This is a genomic window from Tabrizicola flagellatus (genome assembly GCF_046295235.1).
Classification (GTDB): Bacteria; Pseudomonadota; Alphaproteobacteria; order Rhodobacterales; family Rhodobacteraceae; genus Tabrizicola; species Tabrizicola flagellata_A.
In genome coordinates, this window is the sequence record NZ_JBKBLV010000014.1 from 43,898 (window position 1) to 58,327 (window position 14,430).

16 protein-coding genes are annotated in these 14,430 nt (G+C 69.2%); all 16 read right to left on the minus strand.

The genetic code is table 11. The annotated features are described in order from the left end of the window. Nucleotides 1-38: 38 nt before the first annotated feature. The 16 genes from cyoD to ACK4IU_RS08150 all read right to left on the minus strand — a co-directional run bounded on the left by cyoD (nucleotide 39) and on the right by ACK4IU_RS08150 (nucleotide 14,315). The gene (cyoD, locus tag ACK4IU_RS08075) at nucleotides 39-383 is read right to left on the minus strand and encodes a cytochrome o ubiquinol oxidase subunit IV (protein ID WP_409733520.1); all 345 of its coding nucleotides are present in this window, start codon (nucleotides 381-383) and stop codon (nucleotides 39-41) included. Next, nucleotides 380-1,003, minus strand: a complete 624-nt coding sequence (locus ACK4IU_RS08080) for a cytochrome c oxidase subunit 3 (RefSeq protein WP_409733523.1) — start codon at nucleotides 1,001-1,003, stop codon at nucleotides 380-382. The genes cyoD and ACK4IU_RS08080 overlap by 4 nt, the downstream gene beginning before the upstream one ends. Then, nucleotides 1,000-3,075 carry a cbb3-type cytochrome c oxidase subunit I gene (locus ACK4IU_RS08085; protein ID WP_409733526.1) on the minus strand — a complete coding sequence of 692 codons (2,076 nt, stop codon included), beginning with the start codon at nucleotides 3,073-3,075 and terminating at the stop codon, nucleotides 1,000-1,002. Before ACK4IU_RS08085 ends, ACK4IU_RS08080 begins: the two co-directional genes overlap by 4 nt. Next, nucleotides 3,072-4,016: a cytochrome ubiquinol oxidase subunit II gene (locus ACK4IU_RS08090; RefSeq protein WP_409733529.1), complete on the minus strand. Its 945-nt coding sequence runs from the start codon at nucleotides 4,014-4,016 to the stop codon at nucleotides 3,072-3,074. The genes ACK4IU_RS08085 and ACK4IU_RS08090 overlap by 4 nt, the downstream gene beginning before the upstream one ends. A gap of 4 nt (nucleotides 4,017-4,020) precedes the next feature. After that, a complete protein-coding gene (locus ACK4IU_RS08095) occupies nucleotides 4,021-5,448 on the minus strand; it encodes an MFS transporter (RefSeq protein ID WP_409733532.1) in 1,428 nt (475 codons plus the stop codon). Next, nucleotides 5,445-6,995, minus strand: a complete 1,551-nt coding sequence (locus ACK4IU_RS08100; protein ID WP_409733535.1) for a DHA2 family efflux MFS transporter permease subunit — start codon at nucleotides 6,993-6,995, stop codon at nucleotides 5,445-5,447. The genes ACK4IU_RS08095 and ACK4IU_RS08100 overlap by 4 nt, the downstream gene beginning before the upstream one ends. After that, nucleotides 6,992-7,993, minus strand: coding sequence for an HlyD family secretion protein (locus ACK4IU_RS08105; RefSeq protein ID WP_409733538.1), 1,002 nt, complete (start codon nucleotides 7,991-7,993; stop codon nucleotides 6,992-6,994). The genes ACK4IU_RS08100 and ACK4IU_RS08105 overlap by 4 nt, the downstream gene beginning before the upstream one ends. Nucleotides 7,994-8,075: 82 nt before the next feature. Beyond that, nucleotides 8,076-8,237 (minus strand): DUF3096 domain-containing protein, encoded by a 162-nt coding sequence (locus ACK4IU_RS08110; RefSeq protein ID WP_409733541.1) that lies wholly within the window; start codon nucleotides 8,235-8,237, stop codon nucleotides 8,076-8,078. Nucleotides 8,238-8,242: 5 nt separating this feature from the next. Next, nucleotides 8,243-8,749 carry a DUF1269 domain-containing protein gene (locus tag ACK4IU_RS08115; protein WP_409733544.1) on the minus strand — a complete coding sequence of 169 codons (507 nt, stop codon included), beginning with the start codon at nucleotides 8,747-8,749 and terminating at the stop codon, nucleotides 8,243-8,245. 24 nt (nucleotides 8,750-8,773) lie between these two features. Beyond that, nucleotides 8,774-10,045 (minus strand): NAD(P)/FAD-dependent oxidoreductase, encoded by a 1,272-nt coding sequence (locus ACK4IU_RS08120; protein ID WP_409733547.1) that lies wholly within the window; start codon nucleotides 10,043-10,045, stop codon nucleotides 8,774-8,776. Then, nucleotides 10,042-10,932 carry a mechanosensitive ion channel family protein gene (locus ACK4IU_RS08125; protein ID WP_409733549.1) on the minus strand — a complete coding sequence of 297 codons (891 nt, stop codon included), beginning with the start codon at nucleotides 10,930-10,932 and terminating at the stop codon, nucleotides 10,042-10,044. The genes ACK4IU_RS08120 and ACK4IU_RS08125 overlap by 4 nt, the downstream gene beginning before the upstream one ends. 16 nt (nucleotides 10,933-10,948) lie before the next feature. Then, nucleotides 10,949-11,341, minus strand: coding sequence for a DUF302 domain-containing protein (locus tag ACK4IU_RS08130; RefSeq protein WP_409733552.1), 393 nt, complete (start codon nucleotides 11,339-11,341; stop codon nucleotides 10,949-10,951). A gap of 12 nt (nucleotides 11,342-11,353) precedes the next feature. Further along, nucleotides 11,354-12,142, minus strand: coding sequence for a 3-hydroxybutyrate dehydrogenase (locus ACK4IU_RS08135; RefSeq protein WP_409733555.1), 789 nt, complete (start codon nucleotides 12,140-12,142; stop codon nucleotides 11,354-11,356). Between the two features lie 85 nt (nucleotides 12,143-12,227). Beyond that, on the minus strand, nucleotides 12,228-12,974 hold the full coding sequence (locus tag ACK4IU_RS08140; protein WP_409733558.1) for an acetoacetate decarboxylase: 747 nt from the start codon (nucleotides 12,972-12,974) through the stop codon (nucleotides 12,228-12,230). Then, on the minus strand, nucleotides 12,961-14,070 hold the full coding sequence (locus tag ACK4IU_RS08145; protein WP_409733561.1) for a patatin-like phospholipase family protein: 1,110 nt from the start codon (nucleotides 14,068-14,070) through the stop codon (nucleotides 12,961-12,963). The genes ACK4IU_RS08140 and ACK4IU_RS08145 overlap by 14 nt, the downstream gene beginning before the upstream one ends. Continuing rightward, complete coding sequence (locus tag ACK4IU_RS08150; RefSeq protein WP_409733564.1) at nucleotides 14,067-14,315, minus strand: hypothetical protein; 249 nt, start codon at nucleotides 14,313-14,315, stop codon at nucleotides 14,067-14,069. Before ACK4IU_RS08150 ends, ACK4IU_RS08145 begins: the two co-directional genes overlap by 4 nt. Nucleotides 14,316-14,430: the final 115 nt, after the last annotated feature.

A 14,430-nucleotide genomic window follows, 5' to 3' on the forward strand; every position in this document is an offset into this window, starting at 1 on the left:
CCTGTCCGTCCTAAGCCGACCGTTCGGGAGGCGACGGCCTATGGCCCCGTCATCCCCGGCATCATCCGCTGGCCGAGATCGCCGAGCACCCAGACGGTGCCGCCGACCACGATCAGAAGGACCAGGGCCGAGAACAGGATCAGCTGCAGATCCTCGCGTTTCTGCCGGCTGAGGTCGATGTGCAGGAAATACCTGAACTGCACCACCACCTGCACCAGCGCTGCGACCCCGATCACCACAAGGACCGCCGCCCGCGGAAGCGCGCCCGTCCAGACCAGCGCGAAGGGCAGTGCCGACAGCAGAGCCGCGAGAACCAGGCCGGTGCGGGAGGACCGCGCCTCGCGGCGTTCCTCGTCCCCGTTCTCAATGTCGTCGCGGATCATGCCAGGCCCCCCAGGAAGACGACCGAGAAGATCCCGATCCACACGATGTCGAGGAAATGCCAGAACAGCGCCAGCCGCAGGAACCGGGTCTTGACGGCATCTGTGGGCCCGAAAATGCGCAGCTGCGCCAGCATCACCACGGCCCAGATACATGCGGCCGCCACATGCAGCCCGTGCAGTCCGACCAGCGCGAAGAAGGACGACAGCCAGCCGCTGCGCGCGGGCCCGGCGCCGGCTGCGACCATGCCCGACAGGTCACGCAGTTCCAGCACGAGAAAGCCCAGCGCCAGCACCAGCGCCGCAAGCGTCCAGGGCACCAGCCGCTCCGGCCGGTGTTTCAGCGCGATGCCGGCCATGCCCATCGCGTAGCTCGACGCCAGAAGAAGCCCGGTCTGCGCGGCGACGGAGGCCAGGCTGAACAGCTCCTGCGGACCCGGTCCGCCCGCCCGGCCCATCGGATTGGCCATAGAGGCATAGGTGCCGAGGAACAGCCCGAACAGGATCAGGTCCGACATCAGGAAGACCCAGAAGCCGAACAGGACGGTTTCCGCCTTCTCATGCGCCGCGCCGTGGCGCGGGCCGAGGTTCAGGCCGGGATGCAGGGGCGCGCGGTCGGTCATGCCGCGGCCTCCACCAGCGCGCGGCCTCGGTTCTGGGGACCCGTTTCCTCCATCCGGCCGATTGGCGGCGTGGCCGCACGCAGCGCGCGGAGGGCTTGGTCGGCGCGGGCGATCTCCTCGGCCGGGACAATGCGCGTGGTCCCGACCTGGAAGCTGCGCCCGATCATCAGCGCGATGCAGGCGACAAGCGATGCCGCCGCCAGCCACCAGATGTGCCAGACGAGGCCGAAACCAAGCATCGTACCGAAGACGGCATAACCCATGCCCTGCGCGCTGTTCTGCGGCAGTTCGATGTCCTCGTAGCTCGGGGCTTCGGGATCGAGCCGGCCGGTCTCCTTCAGCCGGGTGAAGTCGTCGCGGTCCTCGACCTGCGGCAACAGGGCGAAGTTCCATTCGGGCGTCGGGGCGGGGATCGACCATTCGAGGCTGCGCCCGTCCCAGGGGTCGCCCGCCGGAACGGCCAGCGCCGCGCGGTTCCTGATCGAGACGGCAAGCTGCACGGCCAGCGCCGCCACCGCCGCGAGCACCAGCCCGCCGCCGAGGGCCGAGACGATCATCCAGGGCTGATAGGCCGCGATGTCGTAGGCATAGGTGCGCCGCATCATGCCCATCAGTCCCACGGCATAGAGCGGCAGGAACACCAGCGAGAAGCCGACGATCCAGCACAGTGCAGCGATGGTGCCCCAGCGTTCGTCGAGGCGAAAGCCGAAGACCTTGGGGAACCAGAAGCTGTAGCCCGCCAGCATCCCGAACAGCACCCCCGGCACCAGCACGTTGTGGAAATGCGCGACCAGGAACAGGGTGTTGTGCACCTGGAAGCTGATCGTCGGATTGGCCAGCTGGATCCCGGTCAGCCCGCCGATCACGAAGAGGAACAGGAAGCCGATCCCGTAGATCATCGGCACCCCGAACCGGATGCGGCCGCGGAACAGGGTGGCCATCCAGTCGTAGACCTTCACCCCCGTCGGCACCGCGATCAAGAGCGTCGCCGCGCCGAAGACGGCGTTCAGGAAGGGGCTGCCGCCCATGGTGAAGAAGTGGTGCACCCAGACGGTGAAGGCCAGCACCGCGATCGCCATGGTCGCCCAGACCAGTGAGCGGTAGCCGTAGAGCCGCTTGCCCGAGAAGGTCGAGAACACCTCGGAGAACACGCCATAGGCCGGCAGCACCAGCAGATAGACCTCGGGATGGCCGAACAGCCAGAAGAGGTTGGCGAAGTTCATCATGTTGCCGCCGAGATCGTTGGTGAAGAAGCGGAACTCGGCATAGCGGTCGAGCGCCAGCATGATCGTCGCGGCGGTGATCGGCGGCAGGGCGAAGATCATCAGGATCGCGGAGCACAGCACGGTCCAGACGAACATCGGCATGCGCATGAAGGTCATGCCTGGCCCGCGTTCCTTGTAGATGGTGGCGGCGAAGTTGATGCCCGACAGCGTCGTGCCCACCGACGATATGGCGATTGCCCAGATCCAGTAGTCGGGTCCGACCCCGGGGCTGAAGACGATGCCGGTATAGGGGGGATAGCCGCTCCACCCGCCGGTCGAGAACTCGCCCACCACCAGCGAGATCATCATCAGCGCCGCCCCCGCCGCCGTCAGCCCGAGGCTGATGGAATTGAGGAGCGGAAAGCTCACGTCCCGCGCGCCGATCTGCAGGGGCATGACGATGTTGATGATCCCGGTGACGAAGGGCATCGCCACGAAGAAGATCATGATCGTGCCGTGGGTCGAGAACAGCTCGGCATAGTGGTTGGCGCTGAGGAACCCGCCGCCGTCCAGCGCGAAGGCGTGGTGCAGGCGCATCAGGGCACCTTCGATCACGGCTCGGGCCAGCATGACCAGCGCCAGGACGACGTACATCACCCCGATCCGCTTGTGGTCGAGACTGGTCAGCCAGTCCGACCAGAGCGGCCCGAGGCTGCGCGTCAGGACCAGGCCGGCCAGCACCGCGACGGCGGCCACGACGACCAGTCCCGCCGCGCCGGCGCCGATCAGGTTGCTGGCCGTGGGGTCGGCCAGCGCCTTGGCGAAGGGCAGCGCCTCCCAGGACAGGCGGCCGAGCAGATCGGTCATGGCGCGGCTCCTCCATGGTCATGCCCGGCCATGGCCCCGGCGAAGGCGGGCGCACCCGGCTGGTCGGACGCCGCGACGCCGGTGGGGGCCATGTAGCGGTGCAGGATCCCCTCGTAGAGACCCGGCTCGACGGTTGCGAAGCCGAGCGGCAGCGGCCGGTCAAGTGCCGCAGCAGCGGCCGCGCCGGTCGATGGCGCGGCAAGGACGGCATAGGCCGCCGCATCGAGGGTGCCGCCGCCGGCGCGAAGATCGGCCACCCAGGCCTCGAAGGCTGCGGGTTCGACGGCGCTCAGCACGAAGCTCTGTCCGGCGAAACCTGGGCCGTTGTATTGCGTGTTGCGCCCGACGTAGTCGCCGGCCGCATCGGCGCGCAGGAATTGCCGCGTCTCCATGCCCGGCATGGCGTAGATCTGCCCGGCCAGCGCGCTGACCATGAAGGACTGCATCACGCTGTCCGAGGTCAGGCGGAATTCGACCGGCACGCCCCGTGGCACCGTCAGGTGATCGACGGTGGCCACGCCCTGATCGGGCAGGATGAACAGCCATTTCCAGTTCAGCGCGACCGCCTGCACGCGCAGCGGCGCGGTGCCGGGATCGATCGGCCGGTAGGGATCGAGGTCGAAGGCGTTGCGCACCAGCTGGAAGCCGAGGAAGCCCACGATTGCGAAGGGGATGCCCCACATCAACAGTTCCAGCGCGCGGGATTCGTCCCAGCGCGGCGCATAGCGCCCGCGTCCGCCGCGAAAGCGGTAGCGCCACAGAAGGACCGGGACCAGGACGAAGACCGGCAGGATGGCGATCAGCGCAATCAGCGTGATCGTCACGAAATGCGACAGTTCCGATTGCGCCGCCGGCCCGCCGGGGGCGAGGAACGACACGCCCGGCGGCGCGCATCCCGTCAGAAACAGAATGACCAAAGTGGGCGTTGCAGGACGGGCCATCGGATCACACCCTGTCGTGCTGGCGGTGGGCATGCTCGGCCCGGTGCCGCAGCGCCGCGGCCTCGCCCTTGCGCAGCGCGGTCAGGCTGAGCGCGGCGATCATCAGGACGGCCGCCATGGCCCAGAAGGCGGCCGGGAAATGTGCCAGTTGCGGCGGGGCTTCGGGGGCGGGATTGCCGCCCATCTGCAGCACGAAGGCCGAGAGCGAGATGCCCGCCGTCAGCCCCACCTGCTGCGAGACTGCGGAAAGGCCGGTGGCGCGGCCCATCTCCTCCTCCGTCGCATCGACGAAGACGATGCCGTTCAGCCCCGTGAACACCAGCGCCTGCGCGAAGCCCGCCAGGATCACCAGCGGCACGATGACCGCGTAGTTCACGCTCTGGATCGTGCCGAGGCCGAGGAAGGCCGCCGTGCTGACCAGCGTGCCCGCGATCAGCGTGCGGCGAAAGCCGAAACGGTCGAGAATCCGCGGCGCAAGGGCGCGCATCGTCAACCCTCCCAGCGCGAAGAGCCCGCTGAGCAGGCCAGAGACCAGGATCGACAGCCCCAGCCCGACCTGGAACAGGAGCGGCAGGAGGAAGGCCGCCGCCCCGCCGCTCATGCGGAAGATCGTGCCCGAGACGATGCCGACGGTAAAGGTGTGATGCCGGAACAGACGCGGATCGACCAGCGCATCGCTTCGCCCCCGCGCGCGGATCGTGTAGAGCGCCATCACCGCCAGACCCGCCGCCATGGCCCCGAGGGCGACGGGCGTCGAGACCAGATGTTCGCCGAGGCAGGACAGGCCGAACAGCCCGGCGCCGAGGCCGAGGGCGGAAAGGACGAAGCCGGTGCGGTCGAGGGGCGCGACCGGCTCGGGCGGCAGGCGCGGAATCAGCGCCACGGCCAGCGCAATGGCGATCAGACCGATTGGCAGGTTGACGAGGAAGATCCAGCGCCAGCCCAACGTCTGGGTTACGGTCGCGCCCACGAGCGGCCCCAGCGCCGGACCCATCAGCGCAGGCACCGTGATCCAGGCCAGCGCCTGCACCATCTCGTCCTTGGCCACGCCGCGCAGCACGATCAGACGGCCCACCGGCACCATCATCGCGCCGCCCGCGCCCTGCACCGCGCGCGACAGGACCAGCCCCGTGAGCGTCGATTGCGCGGCGCAAAGGGCTGATCCGGTCAGGAACACCACCATCGCCGCGACGAAGACCCGTCGCGCCCCGAAGCTGTCGGCCAGCCAGCCCGACACCGGCACCATCGCCGCGAAGGCGATCAGGTAGGTGGACAGCGCCAGTTTCAGGGACAGGACGGGGACCGACAGGTCTTTCGACAGGACCGGCAGCGCGGTGGCCAGCACGGTGGCGTCCGTCGTCTCCATCAGCATGGCCAGCGCCACGATCAGCGGCACGACCACGCGCGCCCGGAAGTCCTGTGTCGCGGTCAATGCGCCATCCCTGCCTTGGCGCCGGTCTTCGGCTTCTGCATCAGCGCCACGAAGGGCAGCATGGCGAAGGCCGCCCAGCCGGTCAACGCGAAGGCGTCCTGGAAGGCCAGCATCTGCGCCTGCCGGGCGATCACGCCCGACAGCTGCGCGGCCGCCGCCGGGTCGGTCGGGGATAACCCCAGCGGCGCCAGCCAGGCCGCGACCTCGGGGCGGAACGGGGTGATGTCCTGCACGAGGACGCTCCAGTGGAACTGGGTGCGGGTGGCCACCTGCCAGCCCACCACGGCGATGCCCACCGACGACCCGATGGATCGTGCGACGCCGTAGATGCCCGAGGCCTCGTCCTGCCGGTCGCGCCCTACGTTCTGGAAGGCCAGCGTGGACATGGGCACGAAAAAGAGTCCCATGCCAAGGCCCGAGACCATGCCGGGCAGCGCGATGTCCCAGAAGCCGGCGTCGAGGTTCAACCGCGCAAGGCCCAGATTGCCAAGGCCCAGCGCGCACAGCCCCAGCACCAGAAGGACGCGCGGATCGACCCGGCCCATCAGCACCGCCCCGGTCAGCACCATCGAGGCCCCGGCGGCAAGGCCCCGCGGCATGAACAGAAGGCCCGCATCCACCACCGGATAGCCCAAGAGCCCCTGCACGAAGAGAGGCAGCACCGCGATCGTGCCGAACATGGCAAGCCCGAAGCCCAGCATCGTCGCGTTCGCGGCGGCGAAACTGCGGTCGCGCAGAAGCGCGAAGTCGATGATCCCGTCCCGCATCCGCCAGCCGCGCGCGACGAAGACGGTGCCCGCGAACAGCGCGACCAGCGCGGCAACCTGGATCAGGCGCGAGGCGAACCAGTCGCGCGTCTCGCCCAGGTCCAGCACCATCTGCACCGCGCCGATCGCCGTGACCATCAGCGCAAGGCCGAGCCAGTCGATATGGACGCGCCGCACGTCCTCATGCGGCAGTTCGCCCGCCATCATCATCAGGGCGAAGGCGGCAACCGGCAGGTTGACGTAGAACACGGCGCGCCAGCTGAAATATTCGGTCAAGAGCGCCCCCAGCGTCGGCCCCAGCACCGGGGCCACGACCACGCCGAGGCCGAACAAGGCCATGGCCTGGCCGCGCTTTTCCTTGGGAAAGGCGTCGAACAGGATCGACTGCGACAGGGGGATCAGGAAGGCCCCCGCCAGCCCCTGGCCCAGGCGGAAGGCCACCATCATCTGCACGTTCTGCGCCAGCCCGCAGAGCATCGAGAAGCCGGCAAAGGCGAGGATCGCCCAGGTGATCAGCCGCCGCCGCCCGAACCGGCGCACGAAAAGCCCGGTCAGCGGCATCACGGCGACCGAGGCGACGATGTAGCTGGTCAGGATCCAGACCGTCTGGTCCGAGGTGATGCCGAAGGCCGCCTTGATATGCGGCAGCGCCACGTTGACGATGGTCGAGTCGAGCACCTCGAGCACCGCCGTCAGCACCACGGCCAGGATCACCGTCCAGCGCACGGCGGGCGGCGCGGCGGTGTCGGCCGGGGCGGTGTCGGCGGCAGCGGCGGTCATGGCGCGGGCGCTGCGGTGGTGTCCACGGTGACGGTGCTGGACGAGCCTACGCGCAAGGGCATGGTGGCATCGCCCGAGCCTGCGTCCAGCGCGATGCGGACCGGAAAACGCTGTGTGACCTTGACCCAGTTGCCGGTCGCGTTCTGCGGCGGCAAGAGCGAGAAGACCGCCCCCGATCCCGCCCCGATGCTGTCCACCCGGCCCGTGAGCCTCATCCCCGGATACATGTCGATGGTGACGCTGGCCTTCTGGCCGGGGCGCAGGCGGGCAATGTCGGTTTCCTTGAAATTCGCATCCACCCACCACTCGCCGTCCTCGACGATGGAAAACAGCGGCTGGCCGGCCGAAACCATCGCGCCCGGCCGCAGCGAGAGATTGGCCACCCAGCCGGTGACGGGGCTGCGCAGCACCGCATCGTCGAGAGCAATCCGCGCCTGTTCCAGCAGCGCCATCGCGGCGCGCACGGCGGCGTTCTCGGTGCCCTGCGCGCCCAGCTGATCCTGCGCGGCCTTCAGCGCCGCGGCAGCCGCGTCGCGCGCCGCCTGCGCCCCGTCGCGCGCCGTGCGGGCATTGTCCAGTGCCGCCTGGGCCAGATCGCCGCGCGCATGCAAGGTCTCGGCCCGGTCGAAGGCGGTCTGCGCCTGGTCGAGCGCGGCCTCGGCCTGGGCGAGCTGCGCCTCGGCCGCGGCGACCTGCGCCGCGCCCGCCCCAGCGCTCTGGGCAGCCTGTTCGAAGGCGGCCTGCGCCGCACCGAGTTCCGCGCGCAGGATGTCGTCCTGCAGGCGCAAGAGCACCTGGCCCTTGCGAACATGCTGATGCTCCTGCACCTCGACCTCGCCGACCCTGCCGCCGACGCGCGCCGCCACCGTCAGCACATTGGCGCCGACATAGGCGTCGTCGGTCGACGGGAAAAGCTCCTGGTGGCGCCACCACCAGGCCAACCCGCCCCCGGCCCCGGCAAGGACCACGATCAGCAGAAGAATCTTGAACGATTTCATTGCAATCCCGCAGTGCTGTGGACCCTGCGACGCGGTCTTGTGCCGCAGGGTCGGATGGTGGCTTCGGGGCAGGGCAGGGGCCTCAGGGCCCCATCGGGCCGCCCATCAGCGCCGGAAAGAGGCCCGCAAGCCCGATCAGGATCAGGTATATCGCCACGATGTAGTTCAGCAACCGCGGCATGACCAGGATCAGGATGCCCGCGATCAGCGCCGCGAGCGGCCCCAGCACCAGGTGCATCTGCATCCCCATCATCCCGCGGCCGCCTTCTTCTGCGCCTCGACGAAATGCGCCCGCAGCTTGGCTTCGTCGGTCGAGGACAGGTTGGTGCGCAGCACCGTGCCGCCGAGTTCCGCCAGATGCCCGATGACCCGGTCCGAGGTCACGTTGCGCGCCATCATGAACAGCGCCGCCTTGCCGGGCGACAGGGTCCTGGCCACGTCCTTCATGAAGTCGTCGCGGATCCCGAAATCGCTGAGCGCCCCGGCCACGGCACCCGCCGCCGCCCCGGTGACCAGCCCGATCAGCGGGTTCAGGAACAGGACCCCGATCAGCAGCCCCCAGAACGAGCCCGACATCGCCCCCAGCGACCAGGGGTTCACCATCTGGCGCAGATGCACCTTGCCGCTTTCGTCGGCCACCGCCACCACGGCATCGCCCACGTCGGCGTAGTATTCGCTCGACAGCTCGAACAGCTTCTTGCGCGCAGCTTCCGCCGTTTCGGCGTTGTCGTAACCGATCACCACCAGTTCAGCCATTTTCCGTCTCCTTCTTCCTTGCGGTTACAGGTTCACATGTTCGGCCGACCACTCGGCGAGCGGCAGGCCCCAGTTCGGCACGCGGCCGTGGTTGCGGAAGAACATCTCCTTGTAGGCCAGCTTCTGCGCATAGGGCAGGCGACCCATGCGCAGCTCCTGGATGTCGCCGCCGAACCAGCTTGTCGCGTGAATGTAAAAGGCCTTGCCGCCCCCCATGTCGCCGATGCAGACGACCTCGGGCATCCAGGGCGCGTCGGCCTTCGCCGGCTCCATCATGCCCACATCCCTGGCGATCTGCCGCCCGACGATCTCGCATTCCTGATGCCCGATGGCGCCGAGCTTCGGCACCGTCAGCGCCGCGGCGTCGCCGCAGGCGAAGACCTCGGGCCGGTCGGGGTTGCGCATGCGCATGTCGGTGATGACGAAGCCCACCTCGTCGCAGATCGGCAGCCCGCGCAGGAAGTCGTGCGGCTTCCAGTTCGGGAACACGATCTTGACCTCGGCCTTCAGCGTCCGGCCGTCGAGGAACTCGATCCCCTCGGCGGTCAGGCGGCGGATTCCTCGCGTCTCGTTCATGTAGCCGAAGCCCATCTTGCCGGCCGCGTCCAGAAGCTGCGCCACGACCTTTTCGCCCGCGTCCTCGGCAATCAGCTTCGCGGGGGTGAAGATGGTGATGTTCTTCGCGCCACCCTTGCCGTGGGCCTCCAGCCAGTGGGAGAGAGACAGCGACACCTCCACGGGCGGGCCCTCGCAGGCGGCGAGCGCGGTGGGCAGCCAGTCGGGGCGGCCCTTCGTCCCCTGTTCGAACCGCTGCGAGCCCACGGCGATCGGCCCGCCCTTGTAGTGATGGGTCAGGTAGTCGATCAGCCGGTTGGCGTGGAAGGCGTCCGACACGGTATGGCCGTGTTCGGCAAAGCCCTCGATCTCGTCATAGGCCAGCCGCGCCCCCAGCGCGATCACCACATAATCGTAGTCCAGCCGGTATTCCGGCGCGCCGGGGCGTTCGGCGGGGCGCACCCGCACCTGGCGGGCGTCGAGGTCGAGGCCCAGCACCTCGGCCTGCTGAAAACGGATCCGGTCGCGGGCCAGAGTCTCGACCAGCGGCATGTGCATGGTCACGGCCGGGTCGCGGCCCTCGAAGATCTCCAGCGGGATGTTGGGGATGTAGTCGAGATAGGCCTTGCGGTCGATCACGGTGATGTCCACCGCGTCCTTCGCGTGGTCGCGGATCTTCTGCGCCGCCCCGAGCCCGGCGAAGTTCCCGCCGAGGATCAGGACCTGGGGTTTGCCGGTCATGTCGGCTCTCCATCCTTGATGCGGCCCGGTTCCGCCGGGTCGGCGGCCTGCGCGGGCGGGGCCCGGTGCAGGATGATGTTCTGGTAGGCGTAGGGGATCTCGATCCCCTCGGCGTCGAAACGCAGCTTGATGTCTTCCAGCAGGTCGGCCTTCACGGTCGCGGCGACGCCCGCATCCGCGCACCAGGCGCGCAGCGTGAGGTCAACGCTCGAGGCCGACAGCGCCACGACCGGGCAGCCCGTCACCTCGCTGACGCCCGGATGGCCGGCGGCCAGTGCCACCGCGATGCGGCGGGCCTTGCCGATGTCGGCGCCGTAGCCGATGGAAAAGGGCACCTGCGCCATCACGCGGGGATCGACCGTGGTCAGGTTGATCGTCGTGGCCTGGGCGATCACCGAATTGGGCAGGACGACACGGCGGTTGTCCCAGGTCTTGAGCACCGTGTAGCCGAGGCTGACGCTTTCGACCGTCCCGGTCTCGAGCCCCGTCGGCGCGGTCACCTGCAGCCGGTCGCCGAGGCGGAAGGGGCGGTAGAAGATCAGCCCGATCCCGGCCACCAGGTTGGACAGAGTGGACTGCACCGCCAGGCCCACCACCACCGCCGCGATCGAGACCGAGGCCAGAAGCGCCGTCGCAAGCCGGTTCAGCACCGGCACCGCATGGGCGAAGATCATCAGCACCACCGCCCAGATGAAGACATGCCCCGCCTGCCGCAGGAAGCCCGCGCTCATCCGGTCGATCCGGCCGTCGCGGTCGCGTTCCATGAGCGCCCGCACCCCGCGCGACCAGAGCCGCGACAGGACGAAGCCCGCGGCAAACAGCACCGCCGCATAGGCCGCGACCCCGGTCGGAGTGTCGCCCTGAAGATGCGCGAGCCAGCCGGTCATCGTCGTGCCCCCGGCGTCAGAGCGAGCCGACGGCCCGCGCAAGCCGGGCGCGGACCTCCTCGGCGATCCCGGCCAGTTCGGGGCGTCCCGCCCGGCCCAGCGAGGCGACGGGATCGACCGCCGACACCTCGACCGCGCCGCCCTTGTCCTGCACGATCACGTTGCAGGGCAGAAGCGCGCCGATCTTGTCCTCGACCTGCAGCGCCTGGTGGGCTAAGCCCGGGTTGCAGGCGCCGAGGATCCGGTAGGCCGGACGCTCGGCGCCAAGCTTGGCCCGGAAGGTCGCCGCGATGTCGATGTCGGTCAGGACGCCGAAGCCTTCCTTCGCCAGCGCCGCCCGGACCGCCTCGATCGTCGCGTCGAAATCGGCGCCCGGCAGCGCGCGGGTGATGTGGAACGTGTCGCTCATCGCGTCTTCTCCTCAGGCCATGTTCCAGCCGTGGCTGACGTTCAGCGCCTGCCCGGTCAGGGCGTTGGTCGGGAAGGCCGCGAAGACGAAGGCCACTTCGGCCACATCCTCGACCGTGGTGAACTCCTTGTCCACCGTCTCGCCCAGCATGACGCGCTCGATCACCTCCTTCTCGGAGATGCCGAGTTCGGCCGCCTGCTCGGGGATCTGCTTTTCCACCAGCGGCGTGCGCACGAAGCCGGGGCAGATCACGTTGGCGCGGATGCCGTGCTTGCCGCCCTCCTTGGCGATGACGCGGGCAAGGCCCAGAAGCCCGTGCTTGGCCGTGACATAGGCCGATTTCAGGGGCGAGGCCTCGCGCGAATGGACCGAGCCCATGAAGACGATGGCCCCGCCGCCCCGCGCCTTCATGTGCGGGATGCAGGCCTTCGAGGTCAGGAAGGCGCCGTCGAGGTGGATCGCCAGCAGTTTCTTCCAGTCGGCGAAGGGGAACTCCTCGACCGGGTGGACGATCTGGATGCCCGCGTTCGAGACCAGCACGTCCACGCCGCCGAAGGCCGCGACGACCCTGCCCACGCCGGCGTTCACCTGACCCTCGTCGGTCACATCCATAGCGACCCCGATGGCGCGGCCCGGGCCCTTCGCCGTCAGCTCGGCCGCAACGGCATCGGCGGCCTCCTGTTTCAGGTCGGCGATGGCCACAAGGCCGCCCGCGCGGACGTAGCGTTCGGCGATGGCCCGCCCGATGCCGCTGGCGGCCCCGGTGACGATGCAGGACTTGCCCTTGAGATCCATGGTCATTCTCCTTGCTGGCGGCCGCAGGGCGACCGCATTTCCGTGCGCGGGTCCGAAACCTGCAGGCCAGGGGATCGCGCGATGGCCGCGGTCATCGTACGCTTCCCAGATAGTCGTGGACGACCGACCCCAGGCCCAGCGTCAGGTCGGTCAGGATATGGACGGCCGAGACGACCTCGCGCACCGGCAGGTCGGCCACCGGGGCAAGGGCGTGGTGGAAGAGCTCCAGCCGCGCCGGGCCCTCCCAGGCGCCCTTGATCGTCACGTCCTCGCAGGCATAGCGCACCAGTTCGCAGATGCGGGGGCTGCAATCGACATGGGGGATGATCTTCAGCAGGAAGGCCGGCGCTTCGACCGCGGCCTTCGCCTTTGCCGCATCGAAGGGGCGGTGCTTGTAGCCCATGGTCGCATTGGCGATGCGCAGCGAGCCCACGTCCAGCGTGCCGACCAGGGCGTCCTTCTCGACCCTGAGGCGCGGCTGGGCCAGCTTCTTCGGAAAGCCCCAGATCTCGCGCCCGCCGGCGATGGGGCTTTCGTCGTCGAGATACATCGCATGGACATAGCCGCCCGCCTGCCCACGGAAGCGGACCGGGATCACCTGGCCGCTTTCGGTGTAGTCGCCGAAGCCGGTGCTGTCGGGCATGCGGATGAACTCGAACTTCACCAACGGCTCGGCAATTTCCAGGGGCGCGGGGACGACGGCGCGCAGGGCCTCGGGGTCGGTGCGGTAGGTGATGACCAGGAACTCGCGGTTGACGAAGCGGTAGGGGCCGGGCGGGAAGGCCGGGCTGGTCAGGGGCATGGCGAAGGCGCGGGCGCGCACGTCATCCTCGGTCATGGATCGGCTCCTTCGCTTCGGGATCGGCGGCATCAAAGACGTGCATCCCGGCCTCGGCCGGATCGTGCGAGGACAGTTTCGGATGCGACAGGCTGCGCGCGACATCCGCGACGCCGGCCGCCCAGTGTGCCCGCATCGCCTCGCGCGAGAAGTCGTAATCCTTGGCGCCCGTCTCGTAGGGCTTGGCGCGGTAGATCAGATGGATGAGCGTCAGGGGCGCGCGCGCCGGCGGGGCCAGGAGGCGGGCGACGGCCGGATCGGCCCTCAGCGCGGGGGGCAGCGCGGCCTCCTCGGCATGCAGGGCCCGCGCAAGGGCGTGTTCGGCGCGCATCCGGTCGGTCACGGCGCGGGTGCGGCTGGAAAATCGGATGTCCTTCTCGCGCGCCTCGACCGTCCAGATCGTGCGTGGCACCGGACCGCGGGCCGGGAAGAGATCCATCTGCCAGACCACGAGCGGACGATCGTCGGCGCGCGTCTCGATCACGCGGGCAAGGGGTGTGTTCATCACCAGGCCCCCGTCCCAGTAATATTCGCCCTCGATCTCGACCGGGGGGAAGCCCGGGGGCAGGGCGCCCGAGGCCATGATATGCTCGGGCCCGATGCGGCGTTCGGCGCTGTCGAACCAGACGAAATTGCCGCTGGCCACGTTCACCGACCCCACGACCAGCCGCACCGGCCCGGCGTTCAGGAGGTCGAAGTCCACCAGCTCCTCAAGCGTGTGGCGCAGCGGCGCGGTGTCGTAGAAACCCGCATGGCCTGGCAGGCCGGAGGCATCGAGCGCGGCCGGCCAGGGGCGCGGCGCGAAGAAGCCCGGCGCGCCCGCGGTCAGCGCGATCCCCGCGCCCAGAAACCGCAGCCCCGGCCAAGACGCGGCGCCGCTCACCCGTTCCCAGAAAGCCGTCAGCCGCTCGGCGCGGCGGTCTGGCGGGTTGCCGGCGATCAACGCCGCGTTGATCGCTCCGATCGAGATGCCGGCCACCAGATCGGGCAGGATGCCGGCTTCGGCCAGACGGCAGACGGCGCCCGCCTGATAGGCGCCAAGCGCACCGCCCCCCTGCAGGACGAAGGCGGTGCGGTGCCGGATGGTCCGTTTCATTCCTTCGTCCCCCCCTCGGCAGGGACGCGCAGGTCGAGCACCGTCCATTGCCCCTCGATGACCGGGCCGCCCATGGCTTCGGCTCGCATCCGGTCCAGCCTCCGGCGTGACGGCCCGGCAAGCAGCAGGGCCAAGGCGGCGGCGGCCAGAATCGGCAGGGCGATCAGGGCGGTGAGCCCGATCATCAGGATGCTCATCGACGTTCCGATGACGATCAACCCGGAATTGCGCAGGCGAGGCAGCATGTCGGTCTTCCCTTCAATGACAACAACCTGCCCGGCCCGCATTGCCATGCGCTGCCGGGCAGATTGAATCGCTGTAATCTTTGAAGCGCGCCCGCGGATCCGGGGGCGCGGTGCG

Bases quoted from the DNA above. Each gene is read 5' to 3' on its own strand.
- ACK4IU_RS08140 (WP_409733558.1), bottom strand. From the start codon at position 12,974: ATGACCGAGGATGACGTGCGCGCCCGCGCCTTCGCCATGCCCCTGACC.
- ACK4IU_RS08090 (WP_409733529.1), bottom strand. From the start codon at position 4,016: ATGGCCCGTCCTGCAACGCCCACTTTGGTCATTCTGTTTCTGACGGGA.
- ACK4IU_RS08135 (WP_409733555.1), bottom strand. From the start codon at position 12,142: ATGACCATGGATCTCAAGGGCAAGTCCTGCATCGTCACCGGGGCCGCC.
- ACK4IU_RS08085 (WP_409733526.1), bottom strand. From the start codon at position 3,075: ATGACCGATCTGCTCGGCCGCCTGTCCTGGGAGGCGCTGCCCTTCGCC.
- ACK4IU_RS08105 (WP_409733538.1), bottom strand. From the start codon at position 7,993: ATGAAATCGTTCAAGATTCTTCTGCTGATCGTGGTCCTTGCCGGGGCC.
- ACK4IU_RS08100 (WP_409733535.1), bottom strand. From the start codon at position 6,995: ATGACCGCCGCTGCCGCCGACACCGCCCCGGCCGACACCGCCGCGCCG.
- ACK4IU_RS08115 (WP_409733544.1), bottom strand. From the start codon at position 8,749: ATGGCTGAACTGGTGGTGATCGGTTACGACAACGCCGAAACGGCGGAA.
- ACK4IU_RS08150 (WP_409733564.1), bottom strand. From the start codon at position 14,315: ATGCTGCCTCGCCTGCGCAATTCCGGGTTGATCGTCATCGGAACGTCG.
- ACK4IU_RS08125 (WP_409733549.1), bottom strand. From the start codon at position 10,932: ATGACCGGCTGGCTCGCGCATCTTCAGGGCGACACTCCGACCGGGGTC.
- ACK4IU_RS08145 (WP_409733561.1), bottom strand. From the start codon at position 14,070: ATGAAACGGACCATCCGGCACCGCACCGCCTTCGTCCTGCAGGGGGGC.
- ACK4IU_RS08080 (WP_409733523.1), bottom strand. From the start codon at position 1,003: ATGACCGACCGCGCGCCCCTGCATCCCGGCCTGAACCTCGGCCCGCGC.
- ACK4IU_RS08130 (WP_409733552.1), bottom strand. From the start codon at position 11,341: ATGAGCGACACGTTCCACATCACCCGCGCGCTGCCGGGCGCCGATTTC.
- ACK4IU_RS08110 (WP_409733541.1), bottom strand. From the start codon at position 8,237: ATGCAGATGCACCTGGTGCTGGGGCCGCTCGCGGCGCTGATCGCGGGC.
- cyoD (WP_409733520.1), bottom strand. From the start codon at position 383: ATGATCCGCGACGACATTGAGAACGGGGACGAGGAACGCCGCGAGGCG.
- ACK4IU_RS08120 (WP_409733547.1), bottom strand. From the start codon at position 10,045: ATGACCGGCAAACCCCAGGTCCTGATCCTCGGCGGGAACTTCGCCGGG.